At 56.5% G+C, this 17,885-nt stretch carries 21 protein-coding genes; 5 read left to right on the top strand and 16 right to left on the bottom strand.

Features of this window, described 5'->3' with window-relative positions:
- Positions 1-68: 68 nt before the first annotated feature.
- On the top strand, positions 69-734 hold the full coding sequence (locus tag EUU23_RS11070; RefSeq protein WP_160354170.1) for an OmpW/AlkL family protein: 666 nt from the start codon (positions 69-71) through the stop codon (positions 732-734).
- Positions 735-1,050: 316 nt separating this feature from the next.
- On the opposite strand, the gene EUU23_RS11065 is transcribed toward EUU23_RS11070, so the two are convergent.
- From EUU23_RS11065 to ispG, 11 genes are all read right to left on the bottom strand, one after another.
- Complete coding sequence (locus tag EUU23_RS11065) at positions 1,051-1,290, bottom strand: hypothetical protein (protein WP_160354169.1); 240 nt, start codon at positions 1,288-1,290, stop codon at positions 1,051-1,053.
- Positions 1,287-1,436 (bottom strand): cbb3-type cytochrome oxidase assembly protein CcoS, encoded by a 150-nt coding sequence (ccoS, locus tag EUU23_RS11060; protein WP_160354168.1) that lies wholly within the window; start codon positions 1,434-1,436, stop codon positions 1,287-1,289. Before ccoS ends, EUU23_RS11065 begins: the two co-directional genes overlap by 4 nt.
- Positions 1,433-3,568, bottom strand: a complete 2,136-nt coding sequence (locus tag EUU23_RS11055; protein ID WP_160354167.1) for a heavy metal translocating P-type ATPase — start codon at positions 3,566-3,568, stop codon at positions 1,433-1,435. Before EUU23_RS11055 ends, ccoS begins: the two co-directional genes overlap by 4 nt.
- Entirely contained in the window at positions 3,565-4,032 is a 468-nt protein-coding gene (locus tag EUU23_RS11050; protein ID WP_160354166.1) for a FixH family protein, read from the bottom strand. The genes EUU23_RS11055 and EUU23_RS11050 overlap by 4 nt, the downstream gene beginning before the upstream one ends.
- Complete coding sequence (gene ccoG, locus EUU23_RS11045) at positions 4,029-5,486, bottom strand: cytochrome c oxidase accessory protein CcoG (RefSeq protein WP_160354165.1); 1,458 nt, start codon at positions 5,484-5,486, stop codon at positions 4,029-4,031. Before ccoG ends, EUU23_RS11050 begins: the two co-directional genes overlap by 4 nt.
- Entirely contained in the window at positions 5,473-6,405 is a 933-nt protein-coding gene (gene ccoP / locus EUU23_RS11040; RefSeq protein ID WP_160354164.1) for a cytochrome-c oxidase, cbb3-type subunit III, read from the bottom strand. The genes ccoG and ccoP overlap by 14 nt, the downstream gene beginning before the upstream one ends.
- Positions 6,398-6,556, bottom strand: a complete 159-nt coding sequence (locus EUU23_RS11035; protein WP_160354163.1) for a cbb3-type cytochrome c oxidase subunit 3 — start codon at positions 6,554-6,556, stop codon at positions 6,398-6,400. The genes ccoP and EUU23_RS11035 overlap by 8 nt, the downstream gene beginning before the upstream one ends.
- A complete protein-coding gene (ccoO, locus tag EUU23_RS11030; protein ID WP_160354162.1) occupies positions 6,553-7,299 on the bottom strand; it encodes a cytochrome-c oxidase, cbb3-type subunit II in 747 nt (248 codons plus the stop codon). The genes EUU23_RS11035 and ccoO overlap by 4 nt, the downstream gene beginning before the upstream one ends.
- Positions 7,300-7,311: 12 nt before the next feature.
- Positions 7,312-8,970, bottom strand: coding sequence for a cytochrome-c oxidase, cbb3-type subunit I (ccoN, locus tag EUU23_RS11025; protein WP_160354161.1), 1,659 nt, complete (start codon positions 8,968-8,970; stop codon positions 7,312-7,314).
- Between the two features lie 73 nt (positions 8,971-9,043).
- Positions 9,044-9,544, bottom strand: a complete 501-nt coding sequence (locus EUU23_RS11020; RefSeq protein WP_160354160.1) for a GNAT family N-acetyltransferase — start codon at positions 9,542-9,544, stop codon at positions 9,044-9,046.
- A gap of 76 nt (positions 9,545-9,620) precedes the next feature.
- Positions 9,621-10,760, bottom strand: a complete 1,140-nt coding sequence (ispG, locus tag EUU23_RS11015; RefSeq protein WP_160354159.1) for a flavodoxin-dependent (E)-4-hydroxy-3-methylbut-2-enyl-diphosphate synthase — start codon at positions 10,758-10,760, stop codon at positions 9,621-9,623.
- 109 nt (positions 10,761-10,869) lie between these two features.
- On the opposite strand from ispG, the gene EUU23_RS11010 reads away from it, so the two are divergent.
- The 4 genes from EUU23_RS11010 to EUU23_RS10995 are packed head-to-tail and all read left to right on the top strand — an operon-like array spanning position 10,870 to position 14,908.
- Positions 10,870-11,421, top strand: coding sequence for a phosphatase PAP2 family protein (locus EUU23_RS11010; RefSeq protein WP_160354158.1), 552 nt, complete (start codon positions 10,870-10,872; stop codon positions 11,419-11,421).
- A gap of 41 nt (positions 11,422-11,462) precedes the next feature.
- Positions 11,463-12,494, top strand: a complete 1,032-nt coding sequence (locus tag EUU23_RS11005; protein ID WP_160354157.1) for an isoaspartyl peptidase/L-asparaginase family protein — start codon at positions 11,463-11,465, stop codon at positions 12,492-12,494.
- Between the two features lie 46 nt (positions 12,495-12,540).
- The gene (locus EUU23_RS11000) at positions 12,541-13,377 is read left to right on the top strand and encodes a S1/P1 nuclease (protein ID WP_160354156.1); all 837 of its coding nucleotides are present in this window, start codon (positions 12,541-12,543) and stop codon (positions 13,375-13,377) included.
- 10 nt (positions 13,378-13,387) lie between these two features.
- Positions 13,388-14,908 carry an acyl-CoA carboxylase subunit beta gene (locus tag EUU23_RS10995; protein WP_160354155.1) on the top strand — a complete coding sequence of 507 codons (1,521 nt, stop codon included), beginning with the start codon at positions 13,388-13,390 and terminating at the stop codon, positions 14,906-14,908.
- 17 nt (positions 14,909-14,925) lie between these two features.
- Here EUU23_RS10995 and EUU23_RS10990 read toward each other — a convergent pair whose 3' ends face one another.
- From EUU23_RS10990 to EUU23_RS10970, 5 genes are all read right to left on the bottom strand, one after another.
- A complete protein-coding gene (locus tag EUU23_RS10990) occupies positions 14,926-15,210 on the bottom strand; it encodes a hypothetical protein (RefSeq protein WP_246156431.1) in 285 nt (94 codons plus the stop codon).
- Between the two features lie 33 nt (positions 15,211-15,243).
- Positions 15,244-15,453 (bottom strand): type II toxin-antitoxin system antitoxin, encoded by a 210-nt coding sequence (locus tag EUU23_RS10985; protein ID WP_160354154.1) that lies wholly within the window; start codon positions 15,451-15,453, stop codon positions 15,244-15,246.
- Between the two features lie 10 nt (positions 15,454-15,463).
- Positions 15,464-16,369, bottom strand: a complete 906-nt coding sequence (locus tag EUU23_RS10980; RefSeq protein ID WP_160354153.1) for an SPFH domain-containing protein — start codon at positions 16,367-16,369, stop codon at positions 15,464-15,466.
- A 95-nt stretch (positions 16,370-16,464) separates the two neighbouring features.
- On the bottom strand, positions 16,465-16,686 hold the full coding sequence (locus tag EUU23_RS10975) for a hypothetical protein (protein WP_160354152.1): 222 nt from the start codon (positions 16,684-16,686) through the stop codon (positions 16,465-16,467).
- 37 nt (positions 16,687-16,723) lie between these two features.
- Positions 16,724-17,815 carry a helix-turn-helix transcriptional regulator gene (locus EUU23_RS10970; RefSeq protein ID WP_179956544.1) on the bottom strand — a complete coding sequence of 364 codons (1,092 nt, stop codon included), beginning with the start codon at positions 17,813-17,815 and terminating at the stop codon, positions 16,724-16,726.
- Positions 17,816-17,885 lie beyond the last annotated feature (70 nt).

Here is a 17,885-nt window from a genome sequence, read left to right as displayed (position 1 = left end):
TCAAAGACTCCCGCTTATCACGATGCAATATCGCCATATTGACACTGTGGTCAGTAAAAGGAATCTCTATGAAAACTCTCGCATTGAAATGCTCCTTGTTGTTGGCGGCAACTGCCATTGGCAGCAGCGCTGCCCAAGCCGAAGCTGGCGACACATTTGTGCGGGTGCGCGCAATCATGGTGGCACCAACCGAAAGTTCCGGCGGTATATTGCCGACCTTTCCGACCGAAGAGGTCAAGGTGAATAACAGCGTGATGCCCGAAGTTGATATCACCCATATGGTAACCGACAATGTCGGGTTCGAACTGATTGCAGCGACAACCAAGCATAATGCGTCGGGGACCACTGGAACGACCGGCGGCATCGGTAAGCTAGCATCGACTTGGGTGTTGCCGCCCACCTTGACGGTACAATATCATTTTTCACCCGAAGCCAAAGTGCGGCCATATGTTGGGGCCGGCGTTAATTATACGATATTCTATTCGGAAAAGGCGTCGTCCGGATTGGAAGCCGCCGTCGGCCAGACTGATGTCAATATGAAAGACAGCTTTGGCTGGGCAGCGCAGGCCGGCATCGATATCGATTTGAACAAGAAGATGTTCTTGAACTTTGATGTCAAATATATCGACATCGATACAACCGCACGGCTGGCAACAACGGCCATCGGAACGCAGAGGGTCAAGATCAGCCTTGATCCGATTGTGGTAGGCGTTGGCTTGGGTTTTCGCTTTTAGACCGCTTAGGTCCTCATCCTACGCCGTGAACTCATAAATATCGTCGTCGAGGTTTGCGGCCATGGGCAAAATGGGTCAAATCCTTCGGACGTCAAAATGGCGAAGATATCGAACCAAAATACGCTTGCAGGCAGAATAACTGCCTGACGGCGCGCATTTTGGCCCGATATCTTCGCCATTTTGACGCCTCGACGACGATATTTATGAGTTCACGGCCTAGAGAGAGTCTGCAGAAAGTCCTCGCCTAGGGCGGCGCTGCCGGGGGGAAGCGCCGCCCAAACCTCGCAAGTGCATTTAACAGGTCCTGACCCTCGTCCTATCGGCAGCAATCGTCTTCGTTGGTGCCATCCGCTTTCTTCTTGCGCTCATTGGCCGCGTGACAGCCTTTTTTGCAGCAGCCGTGACTATCCCCTTCGCCCGGCAACGGCAGTTTGACGGGAATCGACACGCGCATTTCCCCATCGCCGCATACCCCGACCATGATGGATTTTCCCGAAGCAGGTACCGGCGGCAGAGTCAAAATCAGGACTGCGAACAGGCTGAAGATTTGCCTCATAAACTATCCTCTTCGTCGATCAGGATACGCATCGCGGCGCCGTCGGCATCATCAAACTGGCCATTTTTGATCGACCAGAAAAACCCCGCAAGGCCCAGCAGGCCGAGACCTAATGCAACGGGGATAAGGAAGGCGAGCCCTGTCATCGGGCGCTGGCGGCATTTTTCAGGCGAAGGGCATTCGCAACGACCACCAACGAGGAACCCGACATGGCCGCAGCTGCGATCAGGGGTGTGACTGTGCCTGATATCGCAAGCGGAACGGCGAGAATATTATAGCCAATGGCCAACATGAAATTCTGCCGTACAATCTTTTGCGTTTTTCGAGCAGCGCGGATGGCAGTGGCAACGGGACTGAGCGAATCCCCCAAGAACACCAGATCTGCCGCGTTCTGGCCAGCATCACTGGCCGATGCGGGCGCGATGGATGCGTGGCCTGCGGCAAGTGCAGGCCCGTCATTCAGACCATCGCCCACCATCAACACTTTGTGCCCAGCCGCCGTCTGCCGCGCAATTGCATCCAGCTTGTCCTGCGGCTGCATCGACGTTTGTGCGGTCATCTTCAAACTACGCGCTATCGGGGCGACCGATTCAGCGCGGTCACCTGATAGAATTGAAGAGGATATACCAAGCCGGGCCAATGCCGTCACGCAGGCTGCCGCCTCGGGCCTTAGCTGGTCGGATAGGTGCACGACAAAAGCGTCCTGCCCCTCAACCTGCAATTGTGACGCGAGGCCGTCATGGGCAATGTCACGGTCGGGCCGGCCGAGCGATACTGGCTGCCCATCTACAGTCGCATAAATACCGGCGCCTGCCACTTCGCGGACATGCCCTACAGACGCGGCCTTCACGCCCTCTATTTCCAAAGTGCGCCTTATCCCCTCAGACAAGGGATGGCGGCTTGCGCGGGTCAGGGCCAATAATATAGCTTTTTGCGCGTCGGTTGCCTGGTCGAGATTGTCCGGCATTGGCCGCCCCAGGGTCAGAGTTCCTGTCTTGTCAAACATTGCCAGATCTACCTCGGCCAGCCGTTCAAGCGCGCTGCCATCCTTTACCAGAATTCCGGCACGCATCAGTGACCCGGCGACCACGATTTGGGCCGCCGGAACCGCAAGTCCAAGCGCGCAAGGGCAGGTGATGATGAGCACGGCAACACAGATCAACAAGCTTTCATGCCAACTGGCACCGACGGCCATCCAACCAAGAAAGCTGGCCGCAGCAAGGCTATGGACAGCGGGCGCATAATAGCGTGCCGCGCGGTCAGCAATCCTGACATAATGCGATTTGGATTGTGTCGCCTGTTCCATCAACCGCGCGATGTCCGCAATTGCGGTATCCGCGCCGGTCGCTGTAACCTCAATATGTACCGGTGCATCGAGATTTAACGTTCCTGCGTGAACAATGCTTCCGGCAATGACAGACTGAGGTGCCGTCTCGCCGGTGAGCAGTGACAGGTCGAAACTGCTGCATCCTTCGGTTAATATGCCATCTGCCGCAAGGCGTTCGCCCGCCGCAACCAGCATCACCATGCCGGGTTTTAACCCTTTCGCTTCGATCCATGTCGATTGGCCATCGGCGTGCAAAACCATGGCGCCTGACGCGCGTTGTTTCAAAAGTGCGCTAACGCCATCGCGCGCACGGTCCCGCATGACGGCGTCAAGCCAACGACCAGTTAGCAGGAAAAACAGCAGCATCACGACCCCGTCAAAATACGCATGGGGACCATGGGTGAATGTTTCATACAGGCTCAATGCGGTGGTCAGGGTGACGCCGATGGAAATCGGCACGTCCATATTGGTATGCCCCTTTCGAAGCGCACCCCATGCAGACCGGAAAAACACCCGCCCTGCATAGGCGACGGTCGGCAGCGCGATCATCGCCGAAAGCCAGTGGAATAAATCGCGGGTTACCCCGGTTGCACCTGACCAGACAGAGACCGAAAGCAGCATGATGTTCATCATCGCAAAACCGGCAACCGCCAATGCCTTTAACAGGCGCTGTGCATCTCGGTTTTCGTCCTCAACCCCGCTCTCGGACAATGGAATAGCCTCAAAACCGACATTGGCGATCGCCGCCACCAATTGCGGAAGCGTCATTTCGGGCAGGTGCGAAATCGTCACCCGCTTCGCTGTGAAATTGACCCTTGCATTCACGATACCCGATTGCAGGGCCAATCCGCTTTCCAACTTTGCGATACAGCCTGCACAGCGCATCGCGGGAACAGCGAAATCGGCAGTTGGCAATGCGATGGCGGCCTGGTTTCGGGTTGGCGCAGTCATTGGAATTGTTCCACAAATTTGTAGATATCGGCGCTTTGGCGCAGGGAAGCCTGAAGGGTCCAGCGGCCGGCAGGCAGTGCGGTTACCGATTTTAACCTGCCGTCAGACATAGTCCTGAATTCCAGCGGGATGTCCGACGCCCGGCCCAGCGGATGGATCGCGTCTGCAACGGCTGTCACGCCGGGCACCAAGGCGCTGCCTTTTTTAACGTCGATGATGACAAAACGATCCTTGGTCAGGGTCGTATGAACCGTCCAACCCAATCTGTCCTGCCGTTCTGCGGCATCCAGCCAGCGATTGTAATTCTGGCTTGCGACATAGCTGTTATCAACAACCGTACCGCCGAAAGTACCTATTGCCATGCGCGCCATGGTAAAGTTCACGGCCATGACAATGCCGAAAAACACAACTAATATCGCGGTCATGTGCCAACCTGTAAATTGGCCCTTTGTTTGTAAAGTCATTGTCCGGCCTCTGGTCGTTCGAATATAACTGTGTCGCTATCGCCTTTGTTATCACCGGTACGTGCCCGCGTGCTGATCGCGAATTCCGCACTTGTCGGTCCGGTTTCAGGCGCCGCGATGAATAACTGCACCCTGTGCACAGCGTCGGGTGCAACCGCGAAATTTATGCTCTGCTTGGCAAATTCGCGGCTGCCATCGGGGGTCCAAAGAACCGCGCCGGGCAAGCCTTGGATATATACATCCACAATCCGCGGCCGAGTTTCCATATTCCGGATTTTAAGGGTGTAATTGTTGCGTATTGTGCCATCCGAAAGCCGCACATAAACGGGGTTCCGTTCATGCTGGACCGCAAGGTCAAGGCGCGTCCGTTGGCCCAGTGTGAAGAGCATCGCAAGGCCGATACTGGTCCAGATTCCGAAATAAATCATCGTCCTTGGCCGGAATAATGTTTTTAGCACCGGATGACCGGTCCCGCCCTTTTTCTCGACATCTGCATCGTCCAATGTGCAGTAATCGATCAGGCCCCGGGGTTTGCCGATCTGTTCCATCACTGTGTCGCAAGCATCGATACACAGCGCGCAGGTGATGCACCCGATTTGCGGGCCTTCACGGATGTCGATACCCGTCGGGCACACGGCAACGCACTGGTTGCAGTCAATGCAGTCGCCAAATGCCTTGGGATCGGCCTGCGCCGTTTTCAGGCTGCCTCGCTGTTCCCCGCGCCAGTCCTTGTACGTGACCAGCAAGGATTTTTCATCCATCATCGCGGTCTGAATACGCGGCCAGGGGCACATATAGATACACACCTGTTCGCGCAGGAAGCCGCCGAAGACAAAGGTCGTGGCTGTTAAAATGCCGACCGTGGCATAGGCAGCGGGCGCAGCGTCACCCGACCAGAAATCGCGCACCAAGGTCGGCGCGTCGGCAAAATACATGATCCATGCGCCGCCCGTCCAAAAGGCGATAAACAGCCAAATCGACCATTTTCCAAGCCGCTTGGTGATTTTCCCGGGACCCCATTTAGCCTTTGCCAGCCGAATTTGCGCGTTGCGGTCACCATCAATGAAACGCTCCACATGCTGGAACAGATCGGTCCACACGGTTTGCGGGCATGAATATCCGCACCACGCCCGCCCAACCGCACTGGTCAGCAAGAACAGGCCGATCCCGGCCATCACCAACAGACCCACGACATAATAAAATTCATGCGGCCAGATTTCGATCTGGAACATATAAAAACGGCGGTTGGCCAGATCGACCAGCACAGCCTGGTCAGGCGCATAGGGACCGCGATCCCACCGGATCCATGGGGTGATATAATATATGGCCAGCGTTACAGCCATGATAGCCCATTTCAAACGGCGGAAAAACCCGTCGACTGCCTTGGGATATACACCCTTGCGCGCTTCATATAGCGGCTGATGCGGTGCGATCAGATCATCAGGGCCGGACATTGGCGACGACCTTTGCCGGGTCGGGAGCCACAGCTTTGTCCGGCACAGCATTTGCTTCGCCACCGCCAAGAGAGTGCACATAGACCGCCAACATTTTGATGGTAATTGGGTCAAGCCGATTGTTCCAGCGGGGCATTACACCATAGCGCGCCTTGTTGACGGTCGTTTTTAAGCTGGCCTCGTCGCCGCCATAGAGCCATATTTTATCGGTCAGATTTGGTGCGCCAAATTCGCGCATGCCTTTACCTTGAACACCATGACAGGACGCGCAGTTGTTCGCAAAGATCGCCTCGCCGCTCGCTGAAATTGCGTTTGGTCTGGCCTTGCCCGACAAAGTCTGCACATAGCCCACAACGGCATCGACTTCGCGCGCGCTCAATACCCCTTCAAAGGCGGGCATTTGCGAAAAACGTGTCGCGTCATGATCCGGCTGCCTGATCCCATGTGTCAACGTGGTATGGATCGCAGGCAGATCGCCGCCCCAAAGCCAATCGTCATCATTGAGGTTGGGATAGCCTGTGGATCCGGCGGCACCCGACCCGTGGCATTGCACACAATGCACCTTGAATGCAGCCCGCCCCCCTTCGATGGCGGCCTGGTAAAGTTTTTCATTGCCCGCCAATTGTTCGACCGGAATTGCGGCAAGCGCACGGGTGACAGGCGCGCGGCGCAGCGTTTCTGCTTTCAATTCCTGCTCCAGCTGACCCCTGCTCGTCCAGTTCCAAAGTCCGGGCGTGGCGCCGTTGAGCATGGGAATTGCGGGATAAAGCAGAACATAAATGATGCCCCAGACAATTGTGGCCCAAAAAGAAATAACCCACCAGCGTGGCATCGGCGTGTCGAGTTCTTCGATGCCGTCCCATTCATGACCGACCGTTTGCGTGCCAGTTGCCGCATCAATCCGCTTGTTCTCAGTCATTTTCGTCATCCCTGAATATGATATGTGCCGCATCATGGTTGCGCGGTGCGGCGCCCTTGCGAAAAGGCCATGCGACGAGAATGAGGAATAACATCCCCATGGCCAGCAGGCCCCAGCTGTCGGCGAAGTGGCGAAAGTCGTTATAGGTCATCTTGGCTGCTCATAGGCTTTGGCCTTTTGATGATCGACCAGCGTTCCGATCATTTGCAGATAGGCGATAACCGCATCCATTTCAGTGACCTGGGCAGGATTTCCGTCAAAATCACGCACCTGCGCTTTTGGATATCGCTTTTTCAACGCTTCGCCATCGGCATTGGGGTCGGCTTGAGCGACCAGATCGGCATCAGCCTGCTTGATGGCCTCACGGCTATAGGGCACGCCGACGCGTGACAGCGCTGTTAGATGCGCCGACATATCGCCAACCTTGATTTCGCGTTCTGCCAAAAACGCATAAGGTGGCATGATGGATTCGGGCACCACACTGCGCGGGTCTTTCAAATGGGCACGATGCCATTCATCCGAATAGCGGCCACCCACACGGGCCAGATCCGGCCCGGTCCGTTTTGAACCCCATTGGAACGGATGGTCATACATGCTCTCCGCCGCCAAGCTGTAGGGGCCGTAACGTTCGACCTCGTCACGGAACGGGCGGATCATCTGGCTATGGCACAGATAGCAGCCTTCGCGCACATAGATGTTGCGACCGGTCAGTTCGAGCGGGGTGTAGGGGCGCATTCCTTCCACCTTTTCAACGGTCGAGTCGATCCAGAAGAGCGGGGCAATTTCGACAATGCCGCCGATTGCCACGGCACCCAGAGCGCATAGCCCGAGCAAGGTCACATTGCGTTCCAGCTTTTTGTGGCTGAAGGCTCCGGTTTCGGATTTGCTTGTCATTATGGGTGCTCCTTATTCGGCCGGAACGGCGACGTAGGGCCGGTCAGCTTCAGGATTATAGGGCGTTTCGGTCATCGGTTTTTCGTCGCGGAGCTTGCCCGCCACGGTCATCCACACATTGTAGACCATGACCAGCGCACCCGAGAGGTAGAGCAAACCGCCAAAGGCGCGGATCAGATACATGGGGAACATCGCGGCGACGGTTTCGACAAAGGAATAAACCAGATAGCCGTCCGCGCCATATTCACGCCACATCAGGCCTTGCATGATGCCCGATACCCACATGGCCGACGCGTAGAAGACGATACCCAGAGTGGCGAGCCAGAAGTGCCAGTTAATCATCCGCAGCGAATACATACGAGCCCGGCCCCAAAGCCGCGGGAACAGATAATAAAGGCACGCAAAGGTAATCATGCCGTTCCAGCCCAACGCCCCGCTGTGCACATGGCCAATGGTCCAGTCGGTGTAATGCGACAGGCTGTTCACGGCCTTGATCGACAGCATCGGTCCTTCAAAGGTGCTCATGCCATAAAACGCGAGCGCCATGACCATCATGCGGATGATCGGATCGGTGCGGATTTTGTCCCATGCGCCGTTCAGCGTCATCAGGCCGTTAATCATCCCGCCCCAGCTTGGCATCCACAAGATGATGGAGAACACCATGCCCAGCGTTTGCGCCCAGTCGGGCAGTGCGGTGTAATGCAAATGGTGCGGTCCCGCCCAGATGTAGAGGAAGATCAGCGACCAGAAATGGACGATGGAAAGGCGATAGGAATAGACCGGGCGTTCCGCCTGCTTGGGCACAAAATAATACATCATCGCAAGGAAACCGGCGGTCAGGAAAAATCCGACGGCGTTGTGGCCGTACCACCATTGGGTCAGCGCGTCCTGCACGCCTGCAAAGGCGCTATAGCTTTTTGAACCGAAGATGCTGACCGGCATCGACATGTTGTTGACCAGATGCAGCATCGCCACGGTAATGATGAAGCTGAGGTAAAACCAGTTGGCGACATAGATATGCGGCTCTTTGCGCTTCACAATTGTACCGACAAAAACCGCCAGATAGCTGACCCAGACAATCGTCAGCCAGATGTCCACATACCATTCGGGCTCGGCATATTCCTTACCCTCGGTCACGCCCATCAGATAGCCGGTGGCGGCCAGCACGATGAACAGCTGATAGCCCCAGAAAACAAAACGGGCGAGACCGGGGAAGGCGAGTCTCGCCCGGCAGGTGCGCTGGACGACATAGAAACTTGTCGCGATCAGCGCATTGCCTCCAAATGCGAAAATGACGGCCGAGGTGTGCAACGGGCGCAGGCGACCGAAAGTGGTAAATTCAAGATTCAGGTTCAACACCGGAAAAGCAAGTTGCAAGGCGATGATCAACCCGACGGTAAAGCCTGCGATGCCCCAGAATAGGGTCGCAATCACCCCCCAGCGGATGGGGTCGTCATCATAACGGGACTGGAGAGCCGACCCGCCAAGCTTCGGAAAACGTTCGGTGAGAAAATCAAACCCGTTCATTGATGCCAGCATCGCTATCAATGCAGCGATGCAGACAATCCCCATATGGATGGAATAGGCCTGATCGGCACCCATCGCCATCGCAGCAAAAGCAAGAAATGCCACAAACAGCCACGCACCCACGCGCGTTAAAAGAATATCCATTATCGTTCCCCGACCGCCAATTGGTTGGCAGTTCGGCGTAGCGATGGGCTATTTGGACTGGCTGATCATTGACCTAGGTCAATGAATCGTCAGCAAGCTCACAAAGTGCGGGTCCATCTACCCGAAAGGTTGTCCATTCATCCATTGGCTTGGCACCCAGTGCCTTGTAAAAGCGGATTGCCGGTTCATTCCAGTCGAGCACCCACCATTCCAGTCTTGCACAATCACGCTCTATTGCGAGTTGCGCCAGCCTTTGCAAGAAAGCCTTGCCAAGCCCCATGCCGCGCGCCTCTGGCTTTACGAACAGGTCTTCCAGATAAATGCCGGGCTTACCCTCGAAAGTCGAGAAATTGTGAAAGAACAGCGCAAAACCCTGCGCGATACCGTCTACTTCGCCAATCAACACCTCGGCATAGGGACGCCCTCCGGCACCCTGGCCGAACAAACGCTCACCAAGCACAGCCTCGTCAAAGCGCACCTCATGCGCCAGCCGTTCATACTCCGCCAGATCGCGGATGAATTGTCCAATCAGGGGCAGGTCGGCGGGTTTTGCGGGGCGGATCGAGAGGGTCAAAGTGCTGAACCTTTGAGACGCGCAGTCCTTTCGTTTTTTATGCTCAATCCCATAAGCTCACCTTTCCAGAAAATTGTCAGGCGGCCTTCCCATGCAGAGTGTCCATGCTGACGCCTGCTCCTGCGTCAATCTCGGCGGCTTTTGCTTCGACCAGTTTGACGATGTGACTGATCATGTCGGCATCTTCGACATGATGGTCGGTGACTCCAGACAGATAGACCATATGCCTGCCGTTACCGCCGCCAGTGATGCCGATGTCGGTTTCACGTGCTTCGCCCGGGCCGTTGACGACACAGCCCAAGACCGAAAGGCTCATCGGTGTCTTGATATGGCCGAGTGCATCTTCGAGTTTCTGCACCGTGCGGATCACGTCGAAACCTTGCCGCGCGCAGCTGGGGCAGCTCACTACCCGGACACCACGTGTCCGCAGGCCGAGCGATTTTAGAATTTCATAGCCGACGCGGACTTCCTCTTCTGGTTCCGCCGAGAGGCTGACACGAATGGTGTCGCCAATTCCGGCCCATAGCAGATTGCCCAGACCGATGGACGATTTAACCGTCCCGCCTATAAGGCCACCTGCTTCGGTTATACCCAGATGCAACGGACAGTCGACGGCCTCGGCAAGGCCCATATAAGCGGCCACCGCCAGAAATACGTCCGATGCCTTTACCGCGACCTTATATTCGTGAAAGTCCCGGTCCTGCAGCAATTTGATATGGTCGAGTGCGCTTTCGATCAGCGCTTCGGGACAAGGCTCACCATATTTTTCGAGCAGGTCCTTTTCCAGACTGCCTGCGTTCACGCCGATACGGATGGCACAGCCATTAGCCTTGGCTGCGTTCACAACCTCGTTGACGCGTTCCGCTGAACCGATGTTACCGGGGTTGATGCGTAAACAGGCTGCGCCTGCATCTGCGGCCTCCAGCGCACGTTTGTAATGGAAATGGATATCAGCAACGATGGGTACATGCGCGGCACGCACAATCTGTTTGAGTGCGGCGGTGCTTTCCACATCCGGACAAGACACGCGGATGATATCGGCACCTGCATCTTCACATCGGCGGATCTGGTCAATCGTCGCACCGGCATCGCTGGTCAGCGTGTTGGTCATGGTTTGCACCGTAATCGGAGCATCCCCGCCTACAGGGACTTTACCAACCATGATCTGGCGTGAAGAACGGCGCGCAATATCGCGCCAGGGACGGATTGAAGACATGGCATCGTCTATACTAGCGGCAGCACCGCAAGGCAATCAGGCATCTCTGGCTAATACACACATGCACCCCTATAGTGTTTCCCAAGGGCCTTACCAACGGAGCTAGATAATGAAACTAACCTATAATGCCGCACTAATTCTGGCCGCAACAGCGGCGACGCTTCCTTCGGCGGCAAAGGCAAAAGATGAAAAAGCATGGGCGACGGCAAGCGACGTTGGCGCGCACGGTTTGACCTTGATTGCGTTGGGATTACCCATCATCAAAGGTGACAAGCAGGGGGCATTTCAGGCAGCCGGTTCAATCGGTGCCTCGGTATTGATCGCGACGGGGTTGAAAGAAACCTTCCCTGAATTGCGCCCTGACGGAAGCAACCGGAAAAGTTTCCCGTCTGGGCATACCAGCCGCGCGTTCGCCGCAGCTGCAACCATCTATAATCGCGAAGGTCCTGCTGTGGGTATACCCGCAATGGCCGTAGCCAGCTTCGTGGGTGTGGCCCGTGTACAGGCAGACAAGCATTTCTGGTATGATGTGCTCGTTGGCGCTGGCATTGGCATGACGTCGGGATTTCTGATCACCCGGCAGCGTAACGAAAAGCAGGCGATGATCGTCCCGTGGGGCGACACCAAAAGTGCCGGAGTCAGCGTCGCCATGCGCTTTTAGGTCCCCATCCTAACACCAAAGCCAAAGATGAAGGACATAAGATGCGTATTTTTTTCAGTCCAATATGGTTGCTGTTGATACTATCTATTGGCACACCTATCGCTGCACATCCCGATGTGCATACCCATGATATAAAGGACAAAAAAGTGGTCGATAAAAGCTGGACTCTCGTAATCCATGGCGGCGCAGGCAGCATGGCACGCGACAAACTGGCCCCAGAGCAGGATAGTGCCGCGCGTGCTGGTCTCACCAAAGCGTTGGAAGCAGGGTCGACCGTGTTGGAAAAGGGTGGCAGCGCGATGGACGCAGTGAGCGCCGCGATCATGGTGCTGGAAGATGATGAGCATTTCAATGCAGGTCGCGGCGCAGTTTTTACCTATAAGGGCGTAAATGAACTCGACGCGTCCATTATGGACGGCAAGACCCTGGGCGCAGGTGCGGTTACCGGCGCGCGCTATACCAAAAATCCGATCCTGCTGGCGCGCGCAGTGATGGAAAAAAGCCCGCATGTGATGTTGAGCCGCGAAGGAGCCGATGAATTTAGCCGCGAACAAGGCCTGGAACAGGTGAGCCCCGACTATTTCGCAACGCCCGAACGCTGGCGCCAGTTGGAAGAGTTGAAGGCGAAGAAATTGGGCTGGTATGATGTCGATTTGAAATATGGAACGGTCGGGGCTGTTGCGGTCGACAGCGAGGGTAATGTAGCCGCCGGAACCTCGACTGGCGGCCTGACCGGTAAACGCTGGGGACGTATCGGGGATAGTCCGGTAATCGGTGCTGGCAATTATGCCGACAACCGCGCTTGCGGCGTTTCCGCAACCGGTGCCGGAGAGTTTTTCATCCGGCTGGGTGTCGCGCATGAAATCTGCGCGCGGATGCGGATGTTGGGCGAAGATGCGAAGACAGCTTCGGATCATGTCATCAAGGAACTTGGTTTATTGGGTGGCACCGGCGGCGTTATCGTCACCGCACCCGACGGAACGGCAACCTTCGCCTTTAACACCCCGGGCATGTATCGCGGGAAGGCGACTAGCAAAGGTGACAGGATGGTTGCGATTTACGGTGATGAATGAAGGATAGCGCTTTCCTTTTCGGGCAAGCACGGCTTTAGCAACGCATATGAACCGTCTTGTCTCTGCTCTGTTGGTCCTGATCATCCCGTTCGCCCCAGCGCAGGCTTATTGGGAATATGGGCATGAAACAGTGGCCCGAATAGCCGAAACCAATATATCGGTAAAAGCGCGTGGCGCAGTGCAGCGACTGTTGCGCGCCGCGCCTTTATTGGGGACGCCCAAATGCCCTTTACGCAACATAAGTGATGTAAGCGTTTGGGCGGACTGTATTAAGGGTGACCGGGTGCGATGGGGCTATACCAACAGCTGGCACTACCAGAATGTCGATATCTGCAAGCCGTTCGACCTCAAAAGTGCATGCGCGGATGGCAATTGTGTTTCGGCGCAGATTGACCGCCATGTTGCACTTCTCAAAAACCGGACCTTACCTGCCCATGTTCGTCTGGAGGCTCTTGCCTTTCTCGTTCATTTTGTCGGCGACCTGCACCAGCCATTGCATGCCGGTGACCATGAAGACCGGGGCGGCAATGACCTGAAGGCCAATTATGGTGTCATGCCGGGCTATAATCTCCATTCGGTATGGGATGGCCTGCTCGCCGATCGCGCCCTGTCCGCCGCACCTGCCATCGTCCGGCGTTTCCCGGTCGATGAAGCGGCGGCGATGGCTGCGGGCACAACGCGCGACTGGAGCGAAGAAAACTGGATCATATCGCGCGACATTGCCTATCGTCGCGCGATCGATGGCGATCCTTGCGGCCCAAAGCCTTTAACGCCGGTGACAATCGACGAAGCCGATGTCGCCGCATCGCGCGCTGCGTTACGCCGGCAAGTGGAACGGGGCGGATTGCGTTTGGCGCGGTTGCTTGAAAATGCTTTGAATTAAAGGACACAGCATGAGCTGGGAAAAAGACGTCGAAGATATCCGTCGAAGGGAGAGTCTGGCCGAGAATATGGGCGGCGCAGAGAAGGTGGCCCGTCAGCATGGGCAGGGCAAACTCGATGCCCGCGAGCGGATCCGGCGGTTGCTCGATGCCGGCAGTTTTCGCGAGATCGGCAAGATCGCCGGACGAGGCAGCTATGATGAAGCAGGCGAACTGATCGACTTTGCCGCCTCCAACTTCATCTTTGGACGAGGACGGATAGACGGACAGCCTATCGTGGCAACCGCAGACGACTTCACTGTGCGCGGCGGGGCGGCGGATGCGGCTTTGCACCGCAAGTTCGTGCAGGCCGAAAAAATGGCGCACGAAATGCGCTTGCCCCTGATCCGCATGATCGATGGCACGGGAGGTGGAGGGTCGGTCAAAAGCCTTGAGGATATGGGCTTCACCTATGTGCCGGTTACCCCGGGGTGGGAGGATATTGTCACCAATCTGGAAACCGTACCTGTCGTCGCGCTGGCGCTGGGCCCCACGGCCGGCATGGGCGCGGCGCGCACGGTTGCGAGCCATTATTCCATCATGGTCAAAGGCCTGTCCCAATTGTTCGCCGCCGGACCGGTCGTCGCAGCCCAGATCGGCGAAGCGCTGTCCAAGGAGGAGCTGGGCGGCTCTGAAATTCATACCCGCAATGGCGTCGTCGACGAAGAAGTGGCGAGCGAGGAGGAGGCCTTTGCCGTTGCCCGCCGCTTTCTGTCCTACCTGCCGTCGTCAGTCGACCGGTTGGCCGAGCGGACGGTCAGCATCGATCCGGTAGAACGGCGTGACGAGAAACTGCTGTCCATCGTCCCGCGCGACGACAGGCAGGTCTACTCGATGCGCGCGGTGATGAACGCGGTGTTCGACGCGCACAGCGTCTTTGAAATGGGCAAACGCTGGGGCCGCGCAGCGATTACCGCCTTTGCCCGATTGGATGGATGGCCGGTCGCCGTGCTCGCCTCCGACCCGACCTATCTTGGTGGATCTTGGGAGGCGCTGACGAGCCAGAAGGTGAAGCGCTTCGTCGAACTTGCCGAACGGTTTCGCCTGCCGGTGGTCCATCTGGTCGACAATCCCGGCTTCATGATCGGGCTGGAGGCCGAGCGTACCGGCACCATCCGCTATGGCGTGGAGGCCATGAACGCGGTCTACAAGGCGAGGATACCCTGGGCATCGGTCATCATCCGCCGCGCTTATGGTATTGCGGGGAGCGCGATGTCGAACGGGGAGCGTTTCCAGTACCGCTTTGCCTGGCCGTCGGGTGATTGGGGAAGCCTCCCCATTGCGGGCGGATTGGAGGCGGCGTATAAATCCGAAATAGCCGCCTCTGCGGACCCGGCCGCCAGGCTTGCGGAAATCAAGGCGCGGCTCGACGCCGTGACATCTCCGTTCCGCACCGCAGAGAAATTCAATGTCGAGGACATTATAGATCCGCGCGACACACGGCCCTTGCTGTGCGAATTTGCGGACTTGGCGTGGCGACGATTAGGTGCGTGATGACCTAAATGGCGAGGTCAATCTTTGCCATTGCGCCACTTCCATCCACCCTCGGTGCGGGCGGCATATATTGGCATTGGTCCAAGCGCGACCGCGAGAAACAAGGGTAACATGACGAGCGGGCGCTCCGCCAGAAACGCGGCGATACCCAGGATAAACGCCATATGAGAGAGCAAGAGAACCCATCCCTGCCATTTGAATGGCAGCCCAGCGCCATATCCAAAACGCTTTGCCCGGAACCATGGGCCTTTTTCCATGAAATGGTGCATCATTTTCTTCAGCCTTTCATCCAAATCCGTCATTTTCGGTGCAAATTGCCACCTGTTAAACGCGAGCTAGTTTGAACCTGCTTCTTTGGGTGGACGCCCGCGCTTGGGCGCTTGGCTTACCCCAACCTTGATACCGCGCCTGGCGAGCGCCTCGCGTAACAAAACCTCAATCTCGGAATTAGCGCTCCGGAATTCGGCTGTCGCGACCCGCTCGATCGCTGCGAAAAGCGCAGGATCGAGACGGAGCGGAAAGGCCTTTTTGGTTGGAACGCCCAATCTAAGTTCCTCAGCTGTATAACGAGCCGGTGTTTACGACCGGCTGTGTATCGCGTTCACCGCACAGGACGACCATGAGGTTGGATACCATCGCGGCGCGCCGTTCATCATCCAGCTCAACAACATTTTTAGCCGACAGCATTTCGAGCGCCATTTCCACCATTCCTACGGCACCTTCGACCAATGTCTTGCGCGCTGCCACGACGGCTTCGGCTTGTTGGCGGCGCAGCATTGCCCCCGCAATTTCCTGTGCATAGGCAAGATGGGTGAAGCCACATTCATCTACGGTGATTCCAGCTACCGCCAATCTCTCCATCAACTCGGCGCGCAATTCGCCCCCCACTTGATCATGATTACCGCGCAAGGTGACCTCCTGATGGGTGAAATCATCATAAGGGTAACGCGCGCCAATCGTCCGCACCGCAGCTTCGATCTGCGCGAGCACGAAAGCTTTATAATCATCGACATCGAATAGCGCCTGCGCCGTATCGGTCACGCGCCAGACCACTTGCGCCGCCATCTCGATCGGATTGCCGCGCAGATCATTGACCTTGATCTTTTCCGAGATCAGGTTGTTGGCGCGCAGCGAAATCTTCGCCTTGCCCATCCACGGCCAGACCCAGCGAAGCCCTTCGTTGCGGTCAGTGCCTTTATATGCGCCAAATAGCGTAATCGCGACACCCTGATTGGGCTGGATCATATAAAAGCCTGCGGACAGCAGGAAGAAACTGAAAAGCGAGCAGGTCAGTCCTATAAAGTCCGAGGGTGTGGCGTAGTCGCCACGTTCAATCACCCCGACCAAAGCCCAAAGTGCATAAGCCAGAAAAGCCAGCATCAGCAAAAGGGCGAGATAACCGCTAAAACCACCTGCCCGAGCTTCGCGGCTTGCATTCAAACTTGTAATTTCTTCAGACATCAAAACCTCCCATTTAATATGATATCATATTTATATCGTTTTTCGCGAGTCACAAGCAAAATCGTAATTGCGGCAATGAGGGTCCTGACCTAGGGTCAGGACCACTTAAATGCACTTGCGAGGTTTGAGGCCATTTTGCACAGGGCAAGGAAGGAAGCCGCAGGGATATAGATATATCTCAAGGCTTTCTGACGCAGCGATGGGCAAAATGGGTCAAATCCTTCAGACGTCAAAATGGCTTCGATCTCGAACCAAAATACGCTTGCAGGCAGAGTAACTGCCTGACGGCGCGCATTTTGGCCCGATCTCTTCGCCATTTTGACGCCTCGCAAGTGGTTTTAAGTGGTCCTGACCCTAGCTGATCGCCAGAACACTGGTCAGAATGATCCGCACCAATTCCGCATGGCCCCGAGCACCGGTCTTGGCATATATTTTCTTGGAATAGTTGCGTGCGGTCTCCACGGTCAGTCCCAAAGCATCGGCTGCCTCCGATATGCTGGTCGCTTGGGCCAGCATCCACGCCAGCCGCGCTTCGCTGGGTAAAAGTCCGAAAAGGTCGACCAGCTGGTCGCACCGGTCAGCCTGTGAGCGGCGGTCGCCACTGATATAGACAATGGCAACGGGCGTCCGGCTGCCTGCAAAATTCTGGCTTTGATGGGGGGTGACCAGCATTTCGACCCAAGGGTCCTTGCTAAGGTTAAAAGCCTGTGGCCGCGCATCGCTGTTGGCGGCGAAGCTTTTCACCAGCGAGGTCAAAGCGCGGTCTATAGAGGGAGATGCGGGAACCAGCCGATCATAGCGGCCGCGGCGCAGAACGCTGCCCCATTGAAACAGTTGATCCAGATTGTCGGTCGCATCAATGATATGGCATCCGGTATCCAGCGACAACCATCCCATTTTCAGCCGGTCAAAAGCCTGCCCCGTTATTGAAGAGCGGAATCGTTCGCGTTCAAGCGCCGCATGGCTCCGCAAGGCAATCTGCAGATGCGGGGCAAGGGCAGCCAGCAATGCGCTGGTGGCCGAACCAATGTTTTTCCCGCCCGAACATAGGAGCCATAGGTCAAGTCCGCCAGTCTCAGTCACCCGGACCGCGCGCAGCTGTTTGAGAGGTGCTGAACTGCCGGTGAGTGAAGGGATATCGGGACGCTTTGCTTCGGCAAGGTCCAGCAACTCCTCTTGTGCATAGACGCGGTTGGGACGCATGGACCGGAACGCAATTGCGTCCCCGATTCGCCGGCCACCCTCCGGTAGCATTCTTTCTTCAAGCACCACGGCGTTTCCCGCCGACAGTTCGATGATGCGTTCCTCATCGGAAGGCTGAAAGAGCAATTTCACCGCATCGGAGCCGGTTTTGGCAAGTAACTTGTTAAGAAATCCATCCCATAGGGGCGCTTCGAACATCCCCTCGTAAAGTGATTGCAACAGGCTGTCATCGTCGGTTCGCATCCGGTGCTTATATCCTCCCATTTGGGAGGTTCAAGCCCTGCATGTCTACGGTAAGTGATTCGGCAACAGA

It is taken from the genome of Sphingorhabdus profundilacus (assembly GCF_009769755.1).
GTDB lineage: Bacteria > Pseudomonadota > Alphaproteobacteria > Sphingomonadales > Sphingomonadaceae > Sphingorhabdus_B > Sphingorhabdus_B profundilacus.
Note: the sequence above shows the minus strand (reverse complement) of the source record. Positions and strands in the feature narration are given on the sequence as shown.